Annotated in this window: 17 protein-coding genes; 3 read left to right on the top strand and 14 right to left on the bottom strand. The window is 70.8% G+C overall.

The features are described 5' to 3' along the window. Positions 1-2 precede the first annotated feature (2 nt). The 4 genes from ACWEBX_RS02690 to ACWEBX_RS02675 form a co-directional block, all read right to left on the bottom strand. On the bottom strand, positions 3-1,274 hold the full coding sequence (locus ACWEBX_RS02690) for a glycosyltransferase (RefSeq protein WP_451883078.1): 1,272 nt from the start codon (positions 1,272-1,274) through the stop codon (positions 3-5). Then, positions 1,271-2,059 carry a glycosyltransferase family 2 protein gene (locus ACWEBX_RS02685; protein ID WP_451883077.1) on the bottom strand — a complete coding sequence of 263 codons (789 nt, stop codon included), beginning with the start codon at positions 2,057-2,059 and terminating at the stop codon, positions 1,271-1,273. The genes ACWEBX_RS02690 and ACWEBX_RS02685 overlap by 4 nt, the downstream gene beginning before the upstream one ends. 173 nt (positions 2,060-2,232) lie before the next feature. Continuing rightward, positions 2,233-2,682, bottom strand: a complete 450-nt coding sequence (locus ACWEBX_RS02680) for a hypothetical protein (RefSeq protein WP_451883076.1) — start codon at positions 2,680-2,682, stop codon at positions 2,233-2,235. Positions 2,683-2,689: 7 nt separating this feature from the next. After that, a complete protein-coding gene (locus ACWEBX_RS02675) occupies positions 2,690-4,549 on the bottom strand; it encodes a glycosyltransferase (RefSeq protein WP_451883075.1) in 1,860 nt (619 codons plus the stop codon). Positions 4,550-4,887: 338 nt separating this feature from the next. On the opposite strand from ACWEBX_RS02675, the gene ACWEBX_RS02670 reads away from it, so the two are divergent. Next, on the top strand, positions 4,888-5,766 hold the full coding sequence (locus ACWEBX_RS02670; RefSeq protein WP_451883074.1) for an alkaline phosphatase family protein: 879 nt from the start codon (positions 4,888-4,890) through the stop codon (positions 5,764-5,766). A 100-nt stretch (positions 5,767-5,866) separates the two neighbouring features. Here ACWEBX_RS02670 and ACWEBX_RS02665 read toward each other — a convergent pair whose 3' ends face one another. Together ACWEBX_RS02665 and ACWEBX_RS02660 are read right to left on the bottom strand one after the other, a co-directional pair. Beyond that, positions 5,867-6,949, bottom strand: a complete 1,083-nt coding sequence (locus ACWEBX_RS02665; protein WP_451883073.1) for a GNAT family N-acetyltransferase — start codon at positions 6,947-6,949, stop codon at positions 5,867-5,869. Between the two features lie 121 nt (positions 6,950-7,070). Further along, positions 7,071-8,069 (bottom strand): GNAT family N-acetyltransferase, encoded by a 999-nt coding sequence (locus ACWEBX_RS02660; protein WP_451883072.1) that lies wholly within the window; start codon positions 8,067-8,069, stop codon positions 7,071-7,073. A 433-nt stretch (positions 8,070-8,502) separates the two neighbouring features. Here ACWEBX_RS02660 and ACWEBX_RS02655 point away from each other — a divergent pair, with 433 nt between their 5' ends. Continuing rightward, on the top strand, positions 8,503-9,201 hold the full coding sequence (locus tag ACWEBX_RS02655; protein WP_451883071.1) for a hypothetical protein: 699 nt from the start codon (positions 8,503-8,505) through the stop codon (positions 9,199-9,201). 99 nt (positions 9,202-9,300) lie between these two features. Here ACWEBX_RS02655 and ACWEBX_RS02650 read toward each other — a convergent pair whose 3' ends face one another. From ACWEBX_RS02650 to xylB, 8 genes are all read right to left on the bottom strand, one after another. Further along, positions 9,301-10,524, bottom strand: a complete 1,224-nt coding sequence (locus ACWEBX_RS02650; RefSeq protein ID WP_451883140.1) for a metallophosphoesterase — start codon at positions 10,522-10,524, stop codon at positions 9,301-9,303. A gap of 243 nt (positions 10,525-10,767) precedes the next feature. After that, a complete protein-coding gene (gene exaC, locus ACWEBX_RS02645) occupies positions 10,768-12,291 on the bottom strand; it encodes an acetaldehyde dehydrogenase ExaC (RefSeq protein WP_451883070.1) in 1,524 nt (507 codons plus the stop codon). A 292-nt stretch (positions 12,292-12,583) separates the two neighbouring features. After that, on the bottom strand, positions 12,584-13,921 hold the full coding sequence (locus tag ACWEBX_RS02640) for a GAF domain-containing protein (protein ID WP_451883069.1): 1,338 nt from the start codon (positions 13,919-13,921) through the stop codon (positions 12,584-12,586). Between the two features lie 109 nt (positions 13,922-14,030). After that, complete coding sequence (locus ACWEBX_RS02635) at positions 14,031-14,633, bottom strand: N-acetylmuramoyl-L-alanine amidase (RefSeq protein WP_451883068.1); 603 nt, start codon at positions 14,631-14,633, stop codon at positions 14,031-14,033. A 128-nt stretch (positions 14,634-14,761) separates the two neighbouring features. Continuing rightward, entirely contained in the window at positions 14,762-15,775 is a 1,014-nt protein-coding gene (locus tag ACWEBX_RS02630; protein ID WP_451883067.1) for an acetamidase/formamidase family protein, read from the bottom strand. Then, positions 15,772-17,256: an APC family permease gene (locus ACWEBX_RS02625; RefSeq protein ID WP_451883066.1), complete on the bottom strand. Its 1,485-nt coding sequence runs from the start codon at positions 17,254-17,256 to the stop codon at positions 15,772-15,774. Before ACWEBX_RS02625 ends, ACWEBX_RS02630 begins: the two co-directional genes overlap by 4 nt. Before the next feature lie 263 nt (positions 17,257-17,519). Further along, on the bottom strand, positions 17,520-18,728 hold the full coding sequence (locus ACWEBX_RS02620) for an ROK family protein (protein WP_451883065.1): 1,209 nt from the start codon (positions 18,726-18,728) through the stop codon (positions 17,520-17,522). Positions 18,729-18,915: 187 nt separating this feature from the next. Next, positions 18,916-20,361, bottom strand: coding sequence for a xylulokinase (gene xylB, locus ACWEBX_RS02615; RefSeq protein ID WP_451883064.1), 1,446 nt, complete (start codon positions 20,359-20,361; stop codon positions 18,916-18,918). A gap of 216 nt (positions 20,362-20,577) precedes the next feature. Here xylB and xylA point away from each other — a divergent pair, with 216 nt between their 5' ends. Beyond that, complete coding sequence (gene xylA, locus ACWEBX_RS02610; RefSeq protein WP_451883063.1) at positions 20,578-21,744, top strand: xylose isomerase; 1,167 nt, start codon at positions 20,578-20,580, stop codon at positions 21,742-21,744. Positions 21,745-22,001 lie beyond the last annotated feature (257 nt).

Below are 22,001 nucleotides of genomic sequence, written 5' to 3'. Positions count from 1 at the left end.
CCTCATCGGGTTCCGGCGCCGGTGAGACGTCCGCGGAGATAGCCGCAGGGCCCGTAGACCATGCCCCGGGTCTCCAGGAGCGCCAGGTGCCGGGACCAGCCGGCCTCGGGATCGGCGCCGCGGGCGCGTGATCTGGTCATGGCGTAGTGGATGCCGCGGGGCAGTCGCCGCAGCAGGGCGGGCAGTCGATGGGGGTTCCTCAGCAGCGCGCCGGTGAGATAGGCGCCGAGTCCGGCGCCGTAGCCGAAGGCCTGTGCGGCCACGGCGTCCCGTGTGCGGCGATGACAGTGCCAGACGATGGCGCTCGGCTGGTACGCGAGGGTGTGACCGGCCGTCAGGATCTCGAAGAAGGCGAGCAGGTCGTCACCGCCGCGGCCGGGGGTCCCGGCACCGGTCGCGGTGTCGAAGCCGCCCAGTGCGCGGAGCGCGTCGGTACGGAACGCCATGTTGGCGCCGGAGCCGAAGCGGCCGGCGGTGAACGGGAACAGCGGGTCCCCCGGCGGATCGGCCAGGGACCACGTGCGTGGCACGTACCCCTTCGCGAAACCGCCCTGCCGTTCGAGGGCGTTCTGGGCCGGCGTCTCCAGTTCGGCGGGCACGATCAGCCCGGTGACACACCCGATCCGTATGTCGCGGGCGAAGGTCCCGGCCAGCGCCGGCAGCCATCCGGGGTCCACGAGCGTGTCGTCGTCCGTGAACGCGACGACGGAGCCGCGGGCCCGGGTGAGCCCCGTGTTGTGGGCGCGGGCCAGCCCGGCCACGGGCTCGCGTACGTAGCGGACCCGTCCGGCGAAGTCGTCGCGGATCAGGGCCTCGGTCGCACCGTCGGCCGGGGCGTTGTCGACGACGATGACCTCGAACTCGGGGTACGTCGAGCGCAGCAGTGATCGCAGGCAGCGGCCCAGCTTCTCCGGCCGGTCACGCGTGGCCACGATGACGCTGATGGCGGGTGCCTGCTGGAGTGCGGGGTGCCGGACGCCGCCGCCGGAGGGCTCGGCCCGGTCCACGGCGCGGAGCCGGGTGAGCTGTTCGGCCAGTTCCACGTTCGCCGTGTCGGCCAGCGCCCGCCACAGACCGTCGGGTCCGGAGGCGTTCGCGGCGCTGACCATGCCGAGGGGGCGACCGTGCAGTCGTACGAGTGCGCGGGCCTGTCTCCGCGGCCGGGCCGGACCCCGGTCACCGGGCAGCCGGAACTCGCCCGGACGGGCCAGGTCGATGTCGACCACCGGCACCGGGGGCCGGACGAGAGGGGAGCGGACCGGCGCGGCCGTCACGATGCGCTCCGCTCGGGCTGGGCGGAGGAGGGACGTGCGGAGGCGTGCCGGGCGGAGGCGGAGCGGGCGCCGGGGCGTTCCGAGAGCAGGGTACGCAGCACCCGGCGCCCGTCGGATATGGCGTGGAGGTTCGAGCAGCCACTGCGCCGGGGCAGTTCCAGGCTGGGGACCTCGGCGATGCGCAGTCCGGAGCGCAGGGCGTGCACGATCATCTCGGCCTCGATCTCGAACCCGACGGCGTGCAGGTCGAGCTGGTCGAGGAAGCTGCGCCGGAAGGCGCAGAAGCCGTAGCACAGGTCGGTCAGGCACGCGTCGTACAGCCGGTTGGCGGCGAGCAGGAGCACGTGGTTGCCCATCTTGCGGATGGGGGTGATGTCGAGCGAGCCGCCGCCCGCGACGAACCGCGAACCCTTGACGAAGTCGTAGCCGTGGTCGAGGAAGTGCACGAAGTGGGGGATCTCCGCCGGTGACATGCTGCCGTCGGCGTCCATCATCACGATGTAGTCGCCCTTGGCCGCGAGGAAGCCGGTGCGCAGCGCGTTGCCCTTGCCGGGGCCGTTCTGGCGGACGTTGCGCACGGTCGGCAGGCAGTGCTGGGCCATGGGGACCGTGGCATCGGTGGAGTCGCCGTCGACGAGGATGACCTCGTCCACGCAGGCCGGGATCTGATCGAAGACCCACGCGATGTTGCGCGCCTCGTTGAGGGCCGGGACGACCAGGCTGACGGTGCCGTGTGCCTCGGCCTCTCGCTGGTCACTGATGATCGGGTCGTTATACATGATCATGCATCTCCGAGTGCGCGCCTACGATATACGTTTACAGCGTATATCTACACCTTCACCCGATTTGTGAGAGACGTCAAGGCGGCGACGGGAATCCTGGGACGGCGCCCCACGGGGACTGTTGCGGCAGCTCGGAGGGGTCGCGGCGGGAGTCCTGCTCCGATGCCGCCGGTGTCCTACTCCGCTGTCGGGGTGTCTTGATCCGCTGCCGGCGGCTCGGGCCGACTGCTCTCAGCCGTCCTCGAGGCCGGGTCCCCGGCGGCTCGTGGCTCCCGGCGCCGCCGTCCGCCGTGCCTGGGCAACAGCGTCAGGGCGGAGGTGACGGCGGCCAGCGCGAGCAGTGCCCGGGTGACGGTGAAGGTGCCCCACAGGAACAGGGGTTCCACGACGAGCACTGCCATCGACACGCTGAGGGTCAACGCCAGGACACCCGTCTCCAGAAGCGCCGTGCGGTCTCTGGCGCGTACGGCACCTGGACGGGCCCACCGGGAGGCCGCCAGGCCGGGACAGACGAGCAGGAACGCCGTCGTCACCACACCGCGCAGGACCAGGGCGTCCGGCAGGAGGGTGACCACCGCCAGGGTCACCCAGCCGGACAGCGCGAGCCCCCAGCGCAGGGAGGTCATGGCCCCCTCAGCTCTTCGTGCCCTGATACCGGTAGACCACCGCGTCCTTGGTGCGGTAGACGGGGAAGTAGTCCGGGTTCTTCGACAGGGCCGCGTCCATGCGGTGAACGGTGCCGGCGGGCAGGACCCCCGTCTGGTAGATGTCGGCGGCCTGAGCCCGGCTCAGAATGATGAAGGCGGGCTGCTGCGGGGTGGCCTGCTGGAGGAATCCCTCCAGGCCCTTCACCGGATCCTTCACCAGGCGCCTGCGGTCGTCGATGTCCTGCTGGTCGAACTCCACCTGGGCGTTGTCGTCGTAGCGCGCGTACAGGCCGGGGACGGCCGAGGTCAGCGAGACGACCGTGGACCCGGGAGGAGCGGTGGCCGCGACGAAGCGCCCGGCCGCCACCTCGTCCTTCGTGAAGTAGTTCGACGATTCCTTGCCGTAGTAGCCGAACATGAGCCCCCCGAGCAGGGCGAGCAGCAGCGGGCAGGCGGCCAGCACCTGAAGGCGCGGCCGCCTGCCCCGATCGAGGAGGAGAACCGCGATCAGCAGCGAGGCGGCGGGCAGCGCGAAGAGATAGGCGCGGAAGATCATCTCTCCGCCGTAGGCGTTCGCCGCCAGGACCGGCAACGGAGCCAGCACGAGCAGGGGCAGGCCGGTGCGGCGGACCCAGGGGCGGGCCAGGTAGGCGATGGCCGCCAGGACGAAGACCGCGGCGGACAGGCCCCGGTCGACCCAGGCCACGACGACATGTCCCGGGGCCGACGTACCGAGGGCGGCCAGCCCGGAGACGACGTTGGTGTCGGGTTTCAGCAGTGAGCCCAGGAAGTCGTTCAGGTTCTCCGAGATGTAGGGGCGGGCGACGGTGACGTCCCAGGTCACGGCCAGCAGCACCGTGCCGGCCAGGACGGGCAGCACGATCCGTCGGTTGCGCCGCGGAAGCGACAGCACCACCAGGGCGCTGATCAGCATGAGCGGTGTCAGCGGGTGCGAGGAGATGATCACGGCCGCGAGGACCATGACCAGCACGAACCGGCCCACGGGCCATCGGCCCGTGGGGATGTCGCCCGCCCGCGTGTCGCCCGTACGGATGAAGCGCGCGTCGCCCCCGCGATGAAGCACCGAGGTGGGCAACTGCCCCATGACCAGGGCGATCATGGTCACGAAGAGCAGGAACGCGAAAGCCTGGGGGGCGAAATAGTCCTGACCGACCCAGGAGCACGAGTAGTAGATCCACGCCGCCCCCCAGATCAGCCGGCGGTCACGCGTCACCGTCCGGTAGAGCAGCAGCAGGGGAGCGAGCAGGACGGCGTTGAAGACGGGCGGGGTCCAGGTCGCGTAGCCGAGCGCCGAATCCAGGCCGGTGGCCTGTAGGAAGAACGCGTTCAGGTCGAAGAATCCGGGCCACTGGTTGTAGATGGCGAGCTTGCCCGCGTGGGGCACCTCGCCGTGGTGGCGGATCACCGCGTCGGTCACCGCGACGTGTTTCCACGCCCAGCTGTAGCGCAGTGCCGGGTAGAGCAGTGTGGGCGTCGCGTGGACGACCGCGATCAGCCCGAGGACGTAGGCCGCGAACCATCCGCCGGCGGTCCGCCGGTCGGTCAGCGCCAGACAGAAGCCGAGGGTGAGCAGGCCGAGGGCGACCCAGAAGAGCACCGGCAGCACCTGCAGCAGACCGTAGTCGCGCATGCCGATGAGGTGCACATGGCGCAGGGACAACAGCCAGAGGGTGAGAGCCACGGGAAGGATGAGGCGGGCCGTCCACTGGCGTGCCGTCGCCCGGCCGGAGCGACGCCGCTCCCCGGCGGCGGTACCGGGCCGCCGTGCCACAGCGCTGGTGAAGGACGCCATGCGCCCGCTCGTCAGCGTCTGGAGCTTGCCCATGAAGGGGTCTCTCGGGGAACCGGTGCTCCGACGACGGTCCCCGCCGCGCGGCACACAGGCTCCTCGGAGGAACCCGCCACCCTCCCACCGCGACCGGCAGGGGCGTTGACTCGACGCATCTGGCACCTTCCGGATCCGGCCTGTCGGTCCCCCGTCCCGGCGAACGGCCATCCGTGACACCGGCCGACGGCACTCCCGTTCGTCGGTCCACATCAGTACACGATGTCGACCGGTAAGAGATATTAGTACTGATTGTGACGGTATTTCCGATGGCTGCAAGTGGCGGCCCGCGGCCATCACACACGGCGCGCGTCGAAACGGTGCCCGGAGGGAGAGCGGTGAAGCCACGCGTGTGCGGCGCACGGCCGGGGCCCGGAGGTCTCCTGACGAGAGGGCTCCTCGCCTGGGCGGCCGTGGTGGTGACGCTCCTGACGACGGCGGGCTGCGACCAGTCGTCGGCCGGGTCCGGGATGCCCCGTCCGGACCATGTCGTCGTGGTGATCGAGGAGGACCAGCCGTACGACGCCGTCATCGGAAGCCCGGACGCCCCGTACCTCAACCAACTGGCCCGGCGGGGCGCCTCGCTCACCGAGTTCTACGCCCTCACCCATCCGAGCCAGCCCAACTACCTGGCGCTCTTCTCGGGCTCGTTCCTGGGCGTCGACGACGATTCCTGTCCGCACACGCTCACGTCGCGGAATCTCGGCTCCCAACTCCTCCAGGCCGATCGGACCTTCGTGGGCTACGCGCAGAGCATGCCCCGCGTCGGCTTCACCGGCTGCTCCAGCGGTGCCTACGTGCGCCGGCACAACCCCTGGGTGAACTTCGACAACCTTCCCGCTTCTGCCAACCGCCCCTGGACCGACTTCCCCCGCGACTTCAAGGATCTGCCGACGGTCTCGTTCGTCGTCCCGGACCTCGAACACGACATGCACGACGGCAACGTGCGACGGGGGGACACCTGGCTGCGGAACAGTCTCGGCGACTACGCAGACTGGGCCATGACCCACAACAGCCTGCTGGTCGTCACCTGGGACGAGGACGACGGACGAGGACCCAATCACATCCCCACCGTTCTGGTCGGTGAGCATGTCCGACAGGGCGACGACGACCAACCGAACAATCAGTTCGGACTGCTGCGCATGCTGCTGGACGCGTACGGCCTCACGCCCCTCCACCACAGCGCCGACGCGGAACCCGTCGACGTGGGGGAGTGACGGCCGGAAGGAGGAAACCTCAGGGGTCCTGACACGGCCGGAAAGAGGTACCCAAGGGGCCCTGACAGCGGATCAGGCGGACGAGGAGACTCGGAGAGAATCAGGGGTCCCGGAAGCGGATCAGACGTTTGACGGCGGTCCGCAGCCGGCGTTCGGCCGCCGAGACGGGAAGCCGTTCCCGGAAGTAGCGCGGGGAGGAGAAACTCTCCGCTCCGAACCCCGCCTTGAACGTGGCGAGGGAGGAGTCCGGGGCGGACTCTCCCATGTCGAACGTCCGGCAGGCCGACGCGCACGCGTCCTCGATCGCCAGCCGGTACAGCAGGGGAACGGCGTGGACGGGATGCGCCAGTTCCCGGTCCATGGCGCTGCGCCACAGTTTGGCGTGACCACCGTGGCGCAGGACGACACATGCGCCGGCGGGCTCTCCGGCACGCCAGGCCACCCAGATCGCGCAGTCGTCACCGAACCGGGCGGCCACCTCTTCCAGCCGCCGCTCGGGGAACTCCCGCGTCCTGCGCCAGCGGGCCAACGCCGCCGGCTCATGCTGCTGTTCGGCCCAGCGCACGATCGACTTCCGGTACAGGTGGTAGAAGGCGGGAACGAGCCGGCCGGTGCGATCGACCTCGACCTCGACCTCCGAGCGCTCGGCATGGCGGACCTCCCGCCGCAGATGGCGCCTGAAACGGCTCGTCCAGACGGCGTCGAAGCCGCCTTCGAGGTCCACCATCTGTGTCATGTGGGGCTCGGGAAGGAAGCCGGAAGCGGCGTCCGACCACAGGGCCTGGTCTGCCGGCCGCAACCGCACAGCGACCCGAAGCGCGCGCAGCCCCGCGAGATCGGCGAAGACCACCCGCGCTTCCGCCGGACTCACCCGCTCGGGGCACACCGGCCCTCCGATGCCCCATTGGGCCGGCCAGGACTCCTCGGAGCCCAGGATCCGCGGGCGATGCGTTCTGGCCACGAGGGGGAGGACGAGCCGGTGGCCGCCCTCGAACTCGTAGAGGCGGCTCGCGTCCCGGTACGGCCCCGTCGCGCACAGGCAGTCCGACCACAGCGGGGTCTGGCTGGGGTTGGCGTCCAGGTCCTTGACCGCCAACTCCCACCAGACGTCACGTGGAGCCGGTGTGGTGATGCGCGCGTGACCGGCCGGGGTGTCGATCAGGAGCTCAGCAGGTGCGTTCACGGGCTTCTCCCGCCGGGCGCGAGGGCCCCGCGAGGACGACGCTCGCGGACCGAGGACCCACGTGCCCACGTCCGATGCTAGGCGGGGCGCCGAGGCCGGGCATCTCGGTGGGGATCAGGCGTCACTCGTCCTTGAAGCCGATGAGACGCTTCGCCGCACTCCGCCAGAGTCGATCGATCGATGTCAGCGGAAGCACTTCCCTGCGATAGCCGAACGACGGGTAACCGCGGGCGCCGAGCCGTTCCTTGAAGACACTGACGGAGGAACCCGGAACCGAGTCACCCATGTGGTAGAAGCGGCAACCAGCCGCACAGGCGTCCTCGATGGCGAGCTTGTGCAGCAGCGTGGGGGCTCGACTCGGTTGAGCCAGCTCCTTGACCATGCCGGCCCGCCAGTACTTCGCGTGCGGACCGTGGCGGAGCACCATCATGGCCGCCGCGGGCTGACCTTGGTACGTGGCCAGCCACACGGCGCAGGACTCGGCGAACGTCTCGGCGACGGTCTGGAACTTGCACAGCGGGTCGATCCGCTGCCTGCGCCAGAGAGCGAGCGCCAGCGGCTCGTTCTGCTGCTGCGCCCAACGAGCGACCGAGTGCTGGTAGAGCGCGTAGAAGGCCGGCACCAGGCGTCCGGTGCGGTCGACCTCGACATCGACCCCCGCCTTCTCGCCCTTGCGTACGGCGGTTCTGACCGGAGCCTTGAACCTCCGTCCCCAGACGTCGTCGAAACCGCCGTCGAGGTCCAGGATGTACGTCGTGTGCGGCAAGGTGGTGAAGTCGGACGGCACCGCCGACAGCCAGGCCGGGTCGACGTCCGGCCCGAACCGGACGGACACGCGATTCGCGCGGAGGCGGGCCAGATCCCCGAAGACGTCGCGCACTTGCTTCGGGCCGGGAGTCTCGGCGGCGACAGGGCCTCCGATACCCCACTCGGAAGGCCAGGCGTCCTGGGCGATCAGACGGGCGGGCCAGCCGCGTCGGCGGACGAACGGCACGACGATGGCGCCGGAATCGTCGAATTCGTAGAGGCGGCTGGCGTCTTCGTAGGGATCGGTCGCGCAGATGCAGTCCAGCCAGCGCGGGGTCTGGGTGATCAGTGCATTGTCGCTTCGGTCGACCAAGCCCTGCCATGCTTCCCGGGGCGCCGGACTCGTCACCTCGAGACGGTCCCGGGCCGACACGGTTCGCTGGCCCGTCAAACGCATGACGCTACTTCCTTACGCGTCGCACACGGTAGGCGTTCTGAGCCTTCACTCATTCAAGGGTGCTCTGTCGGTCATCAGGCCGCATCTTCGGTCGGCGCCCCGGCCGTGCGGCTCCCGGCGGGGTGCCGACCACCTGCGGGAGGCCCGGTCGGCAAGCGCCGAAGACCAGGTCAGCGAGTGCGGAAGGCCAGGTCAGAAGGTATTGTTGACCCCAGAATCGCCATACGAGCGACCTGATCCAGTGCCTGTCCATCGCCACTCGATAGAGGTATCCGTGGACCGATCGGCCGGAACTCAGACCCCCACGCGCATGGTGCGCCTCCACCAGAGATTCCCCTCGCATCGGCTCATGAGCGGCGCGCGTCGCACAGTCGACGACACGATCGATCTGGTCCGCCTCAAGCTCGACGCGCTGCCCGACGGCATCTATCAACCGGTCCCGGGCATCCGCGTGCGCAGGGCGAAGCGATCCGTCGGCACCGGTTCGCGATGGACGGCGATGGAGCCGATCGTCGAGCGGCTCCGTGTGCGGAGCGCGCTGGACGTGGGCGCGAACGTCGGCTACTTCCCGATCAAGCTCGCCCAGCGCGGGATACCCTCCGTCGCGCTGGAGTCGGACCCGAAGTGCCTCCGCACCGCGACGACCGCCGTGCGGCGGAACGGGCTGGACAACGTGGCGGTGATGGACCTCGAGCTGCGTCCGGACACCCTCGGCCTTCTGCCGTCGACCGACTGCACCCTGCTGCTGTCCGTCTGGCATCACCTGGTGCGGGGGCTGGGTTTCGACGCCGCCACCGACCTGCTGCGGGGGCTCTGGGCCCGGACCGGCAAGGTGATGTTCTTCGACAGCGGCGAGGACGAGATGCCCGAGTCGTTCGGCTTGCCTCGCATGGTGCCGACGCCTGACGTGTGGCTCACGGAGTATCTGCTGAAGACCTGTACCGGAGGGCGGGTCGAACACCTCGGCCGGCACCGCGCCTTCGACGCCGCCGGCCTCCCCACGGACCGCGCGCTCTTCGCCGTGATCCGGGAGACGCCGGACGCGTAGGGGGACCGGAGCCGGCCCTGCGTACGGGGACCAGGGGGACCGGAGCCGGTTGACCGGGGCGGCTGCGGGCGCCCGACGGATGTTCCGGCCCGCCCGGTGCTACTGCGGCGAGGTGGGCGCTTGCGGGGAGCGGAGCACGAGCAGGGTGATCTCGCTGGGGGCGAAGACGCGGAACGGCGGGCCCCAGAAGCCGGTGCCACGGCTGGTGTAGAGGAAGGTACGGGCGCCGTGGTGGCTGAGGCCGGCGACGGCGGGCTGGTCGATGCGGACCAGGTGGTGGAAGGGCCAGATCTGACCGCCGTGCGTGTGGCCGGAGAGCTGGAGGTCGATACCGGCGGCTGCCGCCCGGTCGACGAACTTGGGCTGGTGGGCCAGGAGCAGGACGGGCAGGTCGGGGTCGGCGCCGGTCAAGGCTCCGGCGAGGTGGGCGCGGTGGCCTGCCAGGCCGGAGGACTCGGCGGTGACGTCGTCCACGCCGGCGACCACGAGGGTGTCGCCTCCGCGTTCGAGCAGCAGATGGCGGTTGCGCAGCGGCTCCCAGCCCAGTTCGTCCATCAGGTCGACCCAGCCCTGGGCCTCGCTGTAGTACTCGTGATTGCCGGTGACGTAGACACGGGCCCGGGTGGCTCGCACGGTACCGAGCGGGACGGCCTGGGCGCGGCGGCGTTCGGCCGTGCCGTCCGCGATGTCGCCGGTGTGGCAGACCAGGTCGGCTTCCAGGGTGTTCACCGTCTCGCACACCCGTGCCGACCAGTCGGCGCGATCGAGCGGGCCGTAGTGGGTGTCGGTGATGAGGACGACGCGCGTGCCGTCCAACCCGGCGCCCAGCCGCGGGAGTCGCACATCGAGCCGGCGCACGCGTGGTACGCGGCGGGCCTCGGCGTACCCCCAGGCGAGCAGTACGGCGGTTACACCGAGGACGGCCCACGTGACGGTTCGGGCTCGGTCCTGGCTCTCGCCGACGCCGGCCACGGTCAGGGCGAGCCGCAACAGGGCGCCGAGGAGAACGGACCAGGTGAACAGAACCCAGCTCGTGCCCAGCAGGGTGTCACCGACGATCGCCAGCCGGTCCTGCTGACGCCGGCCGTGGCCGCGCACCATCGCGAGCGGCATGCCGACGAGACCCAGGACGAACAGGCCGGTGCCGACCAGCGTGACGGGCAGCGGCCAGTGCTGGCCGGTGTACAGGAGCACCCAGCAGGGCACGGCCCACAGCAGGACGGGGGCGATCAGGGGGAGGTAGCGCATCAGCCGGTGCAGTCGGCTCGGCCGCGGCGCTTGCGCCGCACTGTCGGCGGGTCGGGTGTCGCTGGTGTCGGTCACGCTGCCCCTCTCTGACCAGGCTGCCATCTCGCGCACTGTATCTGGTCGCCCTCGGGCGGCCGGAGGGGAGTTCATGGGGGGGGCTCGAGGGAGCAGCCGCGGTCGAAGGCTTCGCGCATGGCGGGTCCTGCCGTCCCCGCACGCGCCGGCGCGGAGGCGACTTCTGCCCAGCGACTGAAGTGGCCTACAAACCGGTCGGTTGCCTGGGGCGCGACCAAGCCTCCAGGCAACCGACCTCAGGCTCTAGAAGAAGCCCAGCTTCTTCGCCGAGTAGGACACCAGGAGGTTCTTCGTCTGCTGGTAGTGCTCCAGCATCATCTTGTGGTTCTCGCGCCCGATGCCGGACTGCTTGTACCCGCCGAAAGCGGCATGTGCCGGATACGCGTGGTAGCAGTTCGTCCAGACGCGGCCGGCCTGGATGGAACGGCCCGCCCGGTAGGCGGTGTTGATGTCCCGCGTCCACACGCCGGCGCCGAGCCCGTACAGCGTGTCGTTCGCGATCTTGATGGCGTCGTCGAAGTCGTCGAACGACGTCACGGAGACGACCGGCCCGAAGATCTCCTCCTGGAAGATCCGCATCCGGTTGTCACCCTCGAAGATCGTCGGCTGGACATAGTAGCCGCCCTTCAACTCGCCGTCGTGTTCGATGCGTTCACCGCCGGTGAGCACCTTGGCGCCCTCCTGCCGGCCGATGTCCAGGTAGGAGAGGATCTTCTCCAACTGGTCGTTGGACGCCTGCGCGCCGATCATCGTGTCCGTGTCGAGCGGGTTGCCGGGCTTGATGAGCTCGGTGCGGGCGACCGCCGCCTCCATGAACTCGCGGTAGTGGCCGCGCTGGACGAGAGCGCGCGAGGGGCACGTGCACACCTCGCCCTGGTTGAGCGCGAACATCGTGAAGCCTTCGAGCGCCTTGTCGCGGAAGTCGTCGTTCTGCGCCCACACGTCGTCGAAGAAGATGTTCGGCGACTTGCCGCCCAGCTCCAGCGTCACCGGCTTGATGTTCTCCGAGGCGTACTGCATGATCAGCCGCCCCGTGGTGGTCTCACCCGTGAACGCGACCTTCGCCACCCGCGGGCTGGACGCCAGCGGCTTGCCCGCCTCCACACCGAAGCCGTTGACGATGTTCACAACGCCCGGCGGGATCAGGTCCGCGATCAGGCTCATCCAGTAGTGGATGGACGCCGGAGTCTGCTCGGCCGGCTTGATGACGACCGCGTTGCCCGCAGCCAGGGCCGGAGCGAGCTTCCACACCGCCATTAGAATGGGGAAGTTCCACGGAATGATCTGCGCGACCACGCCCAGCGGCTCGTGGAAGTGGTACGCGACGGTGTCGTCGTCGACCTCGCCGAGCGAACCCTCCTGAGCGCGGATCGCCCCCGCGAAGTAGCGGAAGTGGTCGATGGCGAGCGGGATGTCGGCCGCCAGTGTTTCGCGGACCGGCTTGCCGTTCTCCCAGCTCTCCGCGACCGCCAGCTTCTCCAGGTTCGCCTCCATCCGGTCGGCGATCTTGAGCAGGATGTCGGCGCGCGCGGTCACGGAGGTGCGCCCCCAGGCGGGTGCCGCCGCGTGTGCCGCGTCCAGGGCGCGTTCCACGTCCTCTGCGGTGCCTCGCGCGACCTCGGTGAACGGCTGCCCGTTCAACGGGCTCGGGTTCTCGAAGTACTGTCCGCGAGCCGGCGCTACGTACTCCCCGCCGATGAAGTGGTCGTAACGCGCCTGGTAGGAGACGATCGCGCCCTCGGTGCCGGGCGCCGCGTAACGGGTCATGCTGGTTGCCTCCCGGAGAAGCGCTGCCCGCCGTTGGGCAGCTCTCGCAGCGAGGCTAGAAACCCGGACGTTGCAACGACGTTGCGCGAGCCGGAAGCCGGAAGCCGGAAGCCGGAAGCCGGAAGCCGGAAGCCGGAAGCCGGAAGCCGGAAGCCGGAAGCCGGGGCCCACGACTCGGGACCCAGGACTCGGGCGCGGCCGAGACCTTGACTGTGGCGGGTCCGAGACCGGGACATGGATCGGCCAGCCGCCTCGTGCCGTGTCGCCACGCAGGCGGACCGCGCCCGTCTGGTCAGCGCGACCGCGGTCGCATCCGGCCGTCGCGCGCGGAGCGTGCCCAACCGGCCGGTGCCGCCTGCTCGGACTCCAGCTCCGCCACGCGCGCGTGGACGGCAGCCGCCGGGCGCAGCGCCGACAGCGCCCGCCAGACGTCGAGATCGTCCTCGCCCCAGGGCGCACGGGCCCAGTCGGCCAGCAGGTCGGGGTCCCGCCGGGCGATGATCGCCGTACGCAGCCCGTCGGCGAGCCGTCGCCGCAGCCGCGTCACCGCCGGTGCCGTCGAACCCGGCAGCAGTGGCCCGGCGTAGACCGCCGCGGCCGCCGTCACCGCGCCGCTGCCCAGCCGCCGCTCCACCACCGCCACATCGGACTCGACCGGCCGGGTGAGCCGGTAGGGGCGCGAGCCCAGCAGCCCGGCACCGAGGATCCTGCGCAGCCGCGCCAGCTCGGCCCGCAGGGTCACCGGCGTCACCGACTCGTCCTCGTACAGGGCGCACTGCAACTCGTCGCCCGTCAGCCCCTCCGGGTGCCGGGCCAGCAGCACGAGGATCTCGCTGTGTCTGCGGCTGAGCCTGATCTTCCTTCCCTCCGTGACCAGTTGGGCCTCGTCGCGCCCCAGCGCGGTCAGTTCGAGGGAGTCGGCCAGGGCCTGCGGCGGTGCGAGCAGAGCCAGATGAGCCTCGGCGGCCCGCGCCACCGCCTGTACGAAGCCGAGGCTGTGCGGATGCGCGAGCCCGTCCCCGCCTGTGATGTCCACCGCGCCGAGCACCCGCCCGGTACGCGGATCGTGCACGGGTGCCGCCGCACAGGTCCATGGCTGCACACGCCGGATGAAGTGCTCGGCCGCGAACACCTGCACCGGACGGTCGACGGCGACCGCCGTACCCGGCGCGTTCGTCCCGACCGCGGCCTCCGACCACCGCGCGCCCGGCACGAAGTTCATCCGCCCGGCCTGCCGCCGGGTTCCCGGATGGCCCTCGACCCACAGAAGCCGGCCCTGCGCGTCGCACACCGCCAGCAGATGCTCCCCGTCCGCCGCGAACGTCCCCATGAGCTCCCGGAACAGCGGCATCACCCGCGCGAGCGGATGCTCCGCCCGGTAGGAACCGAGTTCCCCGTCCGTGAGTTCCACCCTCGCGGTGCCCTCCGGAGTGACACCCGCCCGCGCCGAACGCCGCCACGACTCGGCGACCACGGCACGCACCGGCCTCGGCACCGTGCCCGCCTCGGTGAACGACTCGTACGCGCGGCGCATCAGCCGAACCCGCTCGGCGGGATCGGCGCCCGGTTCCAGGGCCACCCAAGGATCGGTCAACTCGGCCTCCACGAAGGCGATGCGACTGGGTCCCATCGTCACTCCCGGTGCGGGCTTGGACAACCCGTGTGACGCTCTCCTTCCGCTCGGTGTCTCGCGGCGTCCCCACTCGGTCCCGCCCGGTCCGCCGCGGGGCCTCTCCTGATCAGGCGAAGTTGACGAGCCGGATGTAGCGCGTCCAGTCCCAGTTCGGCCCGGGATCCGTGTGATCGGTGCCCGGCACCTCGTAGTGACCGAGGATGTGGGCGCGGTCCTTGGGGATCCCGTACTGGTCGCAGATCGTGGCGGTGAGCTTCGCGGACTCCTCGTAGAGCGCGTCGGTGAAGTAGGCGGGACGGTCCACCCAGCCCTCGTGCTCGATACCGATGCTTCTGGTGTTGTAGTCCCAGTTGCCCGCGTGCCAGGCGACGTCGCGCTCTCTCACGCACTGGGCGACATGCCCGTCGGCCGAGCGCACGAGGTAGTGCGCCGACACCTTCTTCGCCGGATTCTGGAAGATGGACAGGGTCGTGACATAGGTGGCCTGGGTGACGTGGATGACCACATAGTCGAGGTTGTAGCTGTAGGGGCGGTCGGAAGCCGTGTAGTTGGAGCTGGTGGCCGGATTCCACTCGGCATCCGGATAGTCGACGGCCGCCGCCGGCTGCGCTGTCGCCTTGACGTCGGGGAGCAACGCGTAGGGGAGGGCCGCGAGGGCCGCGCCCTTGAGCAGTCGCCGCCGGGTGGGGAACGATTGTGCTCGTTCCATGGAGAGTTGGCCTTTCGTCGGTGGGGGGTGGGGGCCCTGAACCCGCGGCCCGGAGCCGGGGAGGTCGACGCGGGTGCCGGAAGTGGTGGAGTGCCGGCGCGATGTCTGTCGCGCGTGGAGCGCGCGCATCAGTGCCGGAGTGCCGCGGCCGTCTCCCGCAGTCGGGCGTGCAGTCCGCGATGGGTCTCCCGCGCGGGCAGCCATTCCTTGCGCAGCTTGGCGACGCACGTGTAGTTGGTGTCGCATACGTTCGCGACGGGAGACTCGACCGTCTGCGTCGCGAACTGGTAGGCGTCCAGCGCGCTGAACCCGTAGTCGCGCACCAGCCACTGCACGAGGTCGAGCTGGGATATCCGGAAGGCGTCCTCCAGCGGGCGTGCCGAGCCGGTCGAGATGATGTGGGTGTCGGACTCGATGCGTGGCCACGGGGTGGCGACTCCCTTGAGGAGCTCGACGATCACCACCGTGTTCATCGCGCATTCGACCGCGACTCCACAGGTCTCGCCCTCGCCCTGCCGAGCGTGCCCGTCGCCGAGGCTGAGCAGGGCGCCTTCGACGTTCACCCCGAGGTAGCAGGTCACTCCGGCGCGCATCTCAGGCGTGTCCATGTTCCCGCCGTGTGCGTCGGGCACGAGGGCGGAGCGCACCTCCAGATTCGCGGGCGCCACACCCACGGTGCCGTGCATCGGATCCATCGGCAGTTCGACCTGGATGTCGCTGTCCCGCGCGCTGAACAGCGCGGTCCGCCGCTCCCGGTCGAGCTGCCAGATCCAGACGGTCTCCGGCAGCGGTGGCTGAAGCGACGCGGTGGTGTGTGTGGAGGTCAGGGCGCCGAAGAGGGGGACGGTCGTCGACGCCGCCCAGTCACGGGCCGGCTCGATCGACACGAAGTGGACCGCGACCGTGTCACCCGGCTCCGCTCCCTCGACGTGGAAGGGACCGGTCTGCGGATTGAGGAACGGGAACTCGCACACCTCGGAGACCAAGTCCTTCTCGGAGCGCACCCGTCCGGCGAAGCAGTCCTCGGTGTAGAGATCGAGCACCGTGCCCGGCGCGATGCGTGCCACGGGGGGCGCTCCGCCGAACGTCCAGGCGAACTCGTCCGGCGTGGGGCGTACGGTCAGGATCCGGGGGTCGCTCATGACTGGACAACTCCGCTCTGCGAAGGGGCGGTGGTCGAGGTCTCGTCGAGGTGGACGCGGGCGGTCTCGGCTATGCGCCCGGGGTGGCGGCGCAGCAGGAAGATCAATATCACGACACCGGCCGACATCCAGGCACCCACGACCGGTCCGGCGTACGACACGGGTGGGGTCAGTTCGGTCACGAAGTCGAAGACAGGCACACCGGCGGCCGTCAGCAGGGCGGGAACGAAGGCGATGATGCCGAGCACCGGGAAAACCAGGTGTCGCACCGGCTTGAGCAACTCGCGTCTGCGGCGTAGGAAATAGCCCGCGCAGGCGAGGTTGACCACGATGTACACGCCGATCACCACGGTGACGATCACGGTCGCGAGAAGCAGGAACGCGGTCACCGGGTCGTACGCGAGGCCGAGACCCAGCATGACCGCCACGCTCACGGCGCACTGCACGGCCAGGCCGGCCGCGGGGGAGCGGTGTCTGGGGTGCACGCGTGCGAAGAGCGCGGGAAAGACCCGGATCCGAGCCAGCGCGAAGGCCGTCCGCGTGGAGACAGTGGCGCACGCGTTGGCGTTGGCGATCGTCGAGTTGACCACCGCGAGGAACACGAGCACCCAGAACAGCCCGAACGAAGCGCGAGCCACCCCTTCCCACGAGGCGGCGCCGGAGGCCCCGAACCCCGCGAACCGGTCGGGGCCGAAGTACACCGACATGGCGTACGTCGTCAGGACGTAGACGAGACCGATGGCGAGCGCAGCGCCGAGAACGGCCCGGTGCATCGTGCGGCGCGGGTCCTTGGTCTCCTCCGCCAGCGGGGCCGCCGCCTCGAACCCGGCGAAGGCGAGCACCGTGTACACCGATCCCGCGAACACGCCGCTGATCCCCTCGTAGCCCTTGGCGGTGTGGGACGTCCCGAACACCGACAGCGTGTTGTCGCCGCCGGCCTTGGCGATCAGCCACACGGCGAAGACGAGGAAGACCAGGACCTCGAAGACGCCGAGGACGGTTCCGAAGCGGGCCGAGGCGCGTACTCCCAGGTAGCCGGCCGCGGCGATGACCGCCGCACCCGCGAGCGACCAGGGCCACCAGAGGTCGCCCGGGTACGAGGACCATTCCTGGTGCAGCGTGCCGGCCGTGGTGAACCCGAGCTGCAGCAGGAGCAGGGGCGGCACCAGGGCTTCGACGAACACATAGCCCCAGCCCACGAGGAATCCGACGGACGGGTGCAGCCCTTGCGCCGTGTAGGTGGCCACCGATCCCGCGGCGGGCATCTCGCGCGCCAGCTCGGCCACGCACGACGCGGTGAACAGACAGGCCACCAGGGCGATCAGCACGGACAGCGGCAGACTGCCGCCCGCGAACGCGGCTCCCGACGGGATGGACGCGGCGACCGCCGCCGCCGGCGCCATCGCGGTGATGCTCTGGAACAGGACCTCGCGCAGGCCGATCGCCTCACGCCGCAGACCCGGAACCGCCTCCTCCGACATCAGAATCCCCCGATCCGACCGGAACACAGCCCTCGGCATGACGGCTGCGCCTCGCGTGAATTACGGTACGACGCTTGCCGGTTGGGCAGGAAGGGTCAGGCGCGAGTCCGTGGACGGCCCGCCGATTGTGGACAACACGATCACCCGCAAGGGGGAAGCCCCCGGCCGACGCCCGTGCTCATCCGGCTGTTGGTCCCGACGGCCGGCAGGGGTTCCACCGACGACAGGCCGGTGTCCCGCCCGACGATCCGGTCGCCTTCCGCCTACGACCGGCCCGCCACCGCCGCCGGGTCGTCGAGCACCGCGCGCACCACCGAATGCGCCGCACCGAGCAGCGGCCCCTCGGACCCCAGACGGGAAACGGACACGGGACAGGCGGGACCCGCCGTACGCTGTGCCAACTCTTCCTCCAGGGAAGGGAGCAGCCAGGGCGCCAGCCCGGCGAGGGCCCCGCCCAGCACCACCGTCTCCGGGTCCAGCAGGTTGACCGCGCCGGTCAGGGCGATGCCGAGCGCGGTGCCGGCGTCGCGCAGGGCGCGGCGTACGTCCGGATCCCCGTCGGCGGCGCGCCGGGACAGCAGCCCGACCCGGTCCTCGCCCGGTTCGAGACCGGCGGCCCGCAGAACGGCCTCCTCGCCCGCGTACTGTTCGAGGCATCCGCGTCCGCCGCACGGGCACTCCGGGCCCTCCGGGCGCACCGGTACGTGCCCCAACTCGCCCGCGAAACCACGGGTCCCGAGCAGGAGCTGCCCGTCCACGAGCACCGCGGCACCGATGCCGATCTCCGCGGACACGTGCAGAAAGTCACGCGGGGTCGCCTCGCCGAGCCAGAGCTCCGCGAGCGCGCCGAAGTTCGCTTCGTTGCCCACGGTCAAGGGCCACTCGGCGGGCAGAAGCTCACCGAGGTCCGTGTCGTGCCAGTCGAGGTTCGGCGCCCGGACCACGGTCCGGGCGTCACGGGCCACGAGTCCGGGGACGGCGACGGCGAGACCGGCCGGCCACAGCCCTTCCCGGTCGGCTTCGGCGACGACCTGACGTATCAGCGCCGTCAGTTCCTGGACCACAGGCCTGGCAGGCCGGCCGCGGTTCGTGCCGTGCCGCACGGCACGGGCCCGGACGGTGCCGCGGAGATCGACAGCGCACACCGAGAGATGGTCGACGCCCACCTCGGCCCCGATCCCGGCGGGGCCGTGTCCGCTGACCGCGAGCGCCGAGCCCGGACGTCCCACTCTGCCGGGACGCTCGGGCCCCAGTTCTTCGAGCAGCCCCGTGCGGATCAGTTCGTCCACCAGGGTGGAGACGGCCGCCCGGGTCAGACCGATGTGGGAGGCGACGGCGGCACGCGACAACGGTCCCTCGTCGCCGACGGTGTGCATCACCCGGGCGAGGTTGCGGCGGCGCATGCCCTGCTGGGTGTCGGGCAGTCGCCGGCCGGGACCGGTCGGATGGGCCTCGTGCAGCGGTGCGGTCATGCTTCCGTCAGTCCTCGTCCGGCCGTCCCGTCGGCCTGTCTCGGTGCGGTTCCCCGTCCGGCGGTCCCTCGTCGTCCGGCGGTCCCGCGTCGAGCGGGGCAACCGGGCGGCCCCGGCCGGTACCGCTCACGCGGGAGGGATGCCAGGCCGAGAGCCGGTCACGCCGGGGCGGCACGCCTGATCCTGGTCAGTTCCTGTTCGGCTCCCGTTCGAGCAGCGGGGCCGCGTCGGAGAGTACCCCGGTGATCCGCGCGAGCGTCTCCTCGTCCCGCTCCATGGCCTCGAACACCGGCCCGCGGGCGGTGTCCCAGCGCCGCGCCACCGCCGCCGGATCCTCGCCCGTCAGCAGGCCGGCCGCTTGGGCGGCGGCGCCGAGCGCGACCAGTTCCCTGGCCTCGGGCACCTGCACGGGCCGACCCGAGAGCCGGCGTACGGTCTGCTGCCAGGCCTTGCCCCGGGCCCCGCCACCGATCAGGAGCAACGGCGCCGAACGGTCGGCGTCCGCGTCCAGTACCAGGTCGAGGGCGCCCAGCAGGGAGTGCACGGCGCCGTCGTACGCGGCTTGCAGGAGCTGTCCGCCCGTCGTGTCGTGCCGGAGTCCGTGCAGCACTCCCGAGGCGTGCGGCAGGTTCGGTGTGCGCTCGCCGTCCAGATACGGGAGGAACGTCACCGAGGAGCCGGGCTCGACCGCCTCCCGGTCGAGTCCGAGCAGCGCGGCGAACCGGTCGACGGCCAGCGTGCAGTTCAGCGTACAGGCCAGCGGGAGCCAGTCGCCCCGTGCGTCCGCGAACCCCGCCACCGTGCCGGTCGGGTCGGCCGGGCGGTGTGTCGAGACGGCGTACACGGTCCCCGAGGTGCCGAGACTGACCACCGGCGTGCCGGGGCGCAGCCCGAGGCCGAGCGCGGCCGCCGCGTTGTCACCGGTCCCGGCCGCGACGAGGGTGCCCCTGGAGAACGGCAGCTCACCCCTGGCGTGCACGGTCCCGGCCACCTCGCCCGGCCGGGCGACGCGGGGGAGCAGAGCGGGGTCGAGTCCGATGTGCGCGAGGACCTCCTCGTCGTACGCCTCGCTCCCGGAACCCCACCACCCGGTGCCCGAGGCGTCGCCGCGGTCGGTGGTGCCCTGCCCGGTGAGCCGTTCGGTGAGGTAGTCGTGGGGCAGCCGGACCGCCGCCGTCGCCCGGACGGCCTCGGGCTCGTGCTCGGCCAGCCAGGCCCACTTCGTGGCCGTGAAGGACGCGGCCGGCACGCTGCCGGTCCGCTCGGCCCAAGCCTTCGGGCCGCCGAGCTCCTCGACCAGCCGACGGGCCTGCGGCGCCGAGCGCACGTCGTTCCAGAGCAGTGCGGGTCGTACGGGCTCGCCGTGGGCGTCGAGCGTCACGAGCCCGTGCTGCTGCCCGCCGATCGACACCGCGGCGGCCTCGTGGGCGGCGTCACCGCACTGGCGCAGCGCTTCACAGAGCGCGTCCCACCACTGGCGGGGGTCGCTCTCGCGGCCCTCCCCGGTGGAGACGGTGTGCGGCGCCTGGCCGCTCGCCACCACCTGTCCGGTCGACGCGTCGACGACCAGCGCCTTGGTGGACTGGGTGGACGAGTCCACCCCGATGACGAGCGGACCCTCGGCTGCTGACATCGGACTCTCCCTTTTCCGCGGCTCCGCGGGATCTGTGCTGGTCACGGGATTTGTGCTGGTCACAGGCGTGTCCGGACCGCCACGGCCCGGATCCCGCGGTTCGTCCCCGGACCGATGTGACCAGGTTTCCTACTTCGTCTCTTCCCAGAGATGCGTCCGCATACTAATTTGTAAACCGCCATGACGAAATAGTCGGAGCTAGCAAGGAGCCGCGGCATGAACTACCAGCCCACCCCCGAGGACAGGTTCACCTTCGGCCTGTGGACCGTCGGCTGGCAGGGAAGGGACCCGTTCGGCGACGCCACCCGGCGCGCCCTGGACCCGGTCGAGTCCGTACAGCGCCTGGCCGAGCTCGGCGCCTACGGAGTGACCTTCCACGACGACGACCTGATCCCCTTCGGGTCCTCGGACAGCGAGCGCGAGTCGCACATCAAGCGGTTCAGGCAGACCCTGGACGCCACAGGCCTCAAGGTGCCGATGGCCACCACCAACCTGTTCACGCACCCCGTCTTCAAGGACGGCGCGTTCACCTCGAACGACCGTGACGTGCGCCGCTACGCGCTGCGCAAGACCGTCCGCAACATCGACCTGGCGGTCGAGCTCGGCGCCGAGACGTACGTCGCCTGGGGCGGCCGTGAGGGAGCCGAGTCCGGCGCCGCCAAGGACGTACGCGTCGCCCTCGACCGCATGAAGGAGGCCTTCGACCTCCTCGGCGAGTACGTGACCTCGCAGGGCTACGACCTGAAGTTCGCGATCGAGCCCAAGCCGAACGAGCCCCGCGGCGATATCCTTCTCCCCACCGTGGGCCACGCCCTCGCCTTCATCGAGCGCCTTGAGCGTCCGGAGCTGTACGGCGTCAACCCCGAGGTCGGCCACGAGCAGATGGCCGGACTGAACTTCCCGCACGGCATCGCGCAGGCGCTGTGGGCGGGCAAGCTCTTCCACATCGACCTCAACGGACAGTCCGGCATCAAGTACGACCAGGACCTGCGGTTCGGCACGGGCGACCTGCGGTCCGCGTTCTGGCTGGTCGACCTCCTGGAGAGCGCCGGTTACGCGGGCCCGAAGCACTTCGACTTCAAGCCGCCGCGGACCGAGGACTTCGACGGTGTCTGGGCCTCGGCCGAGGGCTGCATGCGCAACTACCTGATCCTGCGCGAGCGCGCGACTGCGTTCCGGGCCGACCCCGAGGTCCAGGCGGCCCTGCGCGCCTCGCGTCTGCACGAGCTCGCGGAGCCCACCGCCGAGGACGGTCTCGCGGGTCTGCTCGCCGACCGCGCGGCCTTCGAGGACTTCGACGTCGAAGCCGCAGCCGCGCGTGGCATGGCCTTCGAGCAGCTCGACCAGCTCGCGATGGACCACCTCCTGGGCGCACGCGGCTGACCGGAGCGCTCCCGAGGGACCGGACCCGCCCCACGGCGGGTCCGGCCGCCGCGGCGGCTGATCTTCGTGCGGAAATTCCCGGAATCGTGCGATCCATGGCATGAGTCCGTATCAACTTCCGCACAGGGGTCGCGCGATGACCGGATTCGAGGCGACTCTTGGCGGTATGGCCATGCCGCCCGAACCGCCTCGGTCTCCGCGGTCGCAGGGAGACACACGCCCTCTTGGGGGCGACGACCAAAGCCCGCGTTCCGGGA

It is taken from the genome of Streptomyces sp. NPDC005070 (genome assembly GCF_053600395.1).
This window is presented reverse-complemented; position numbering and strand designations above follow the sequence as displayed.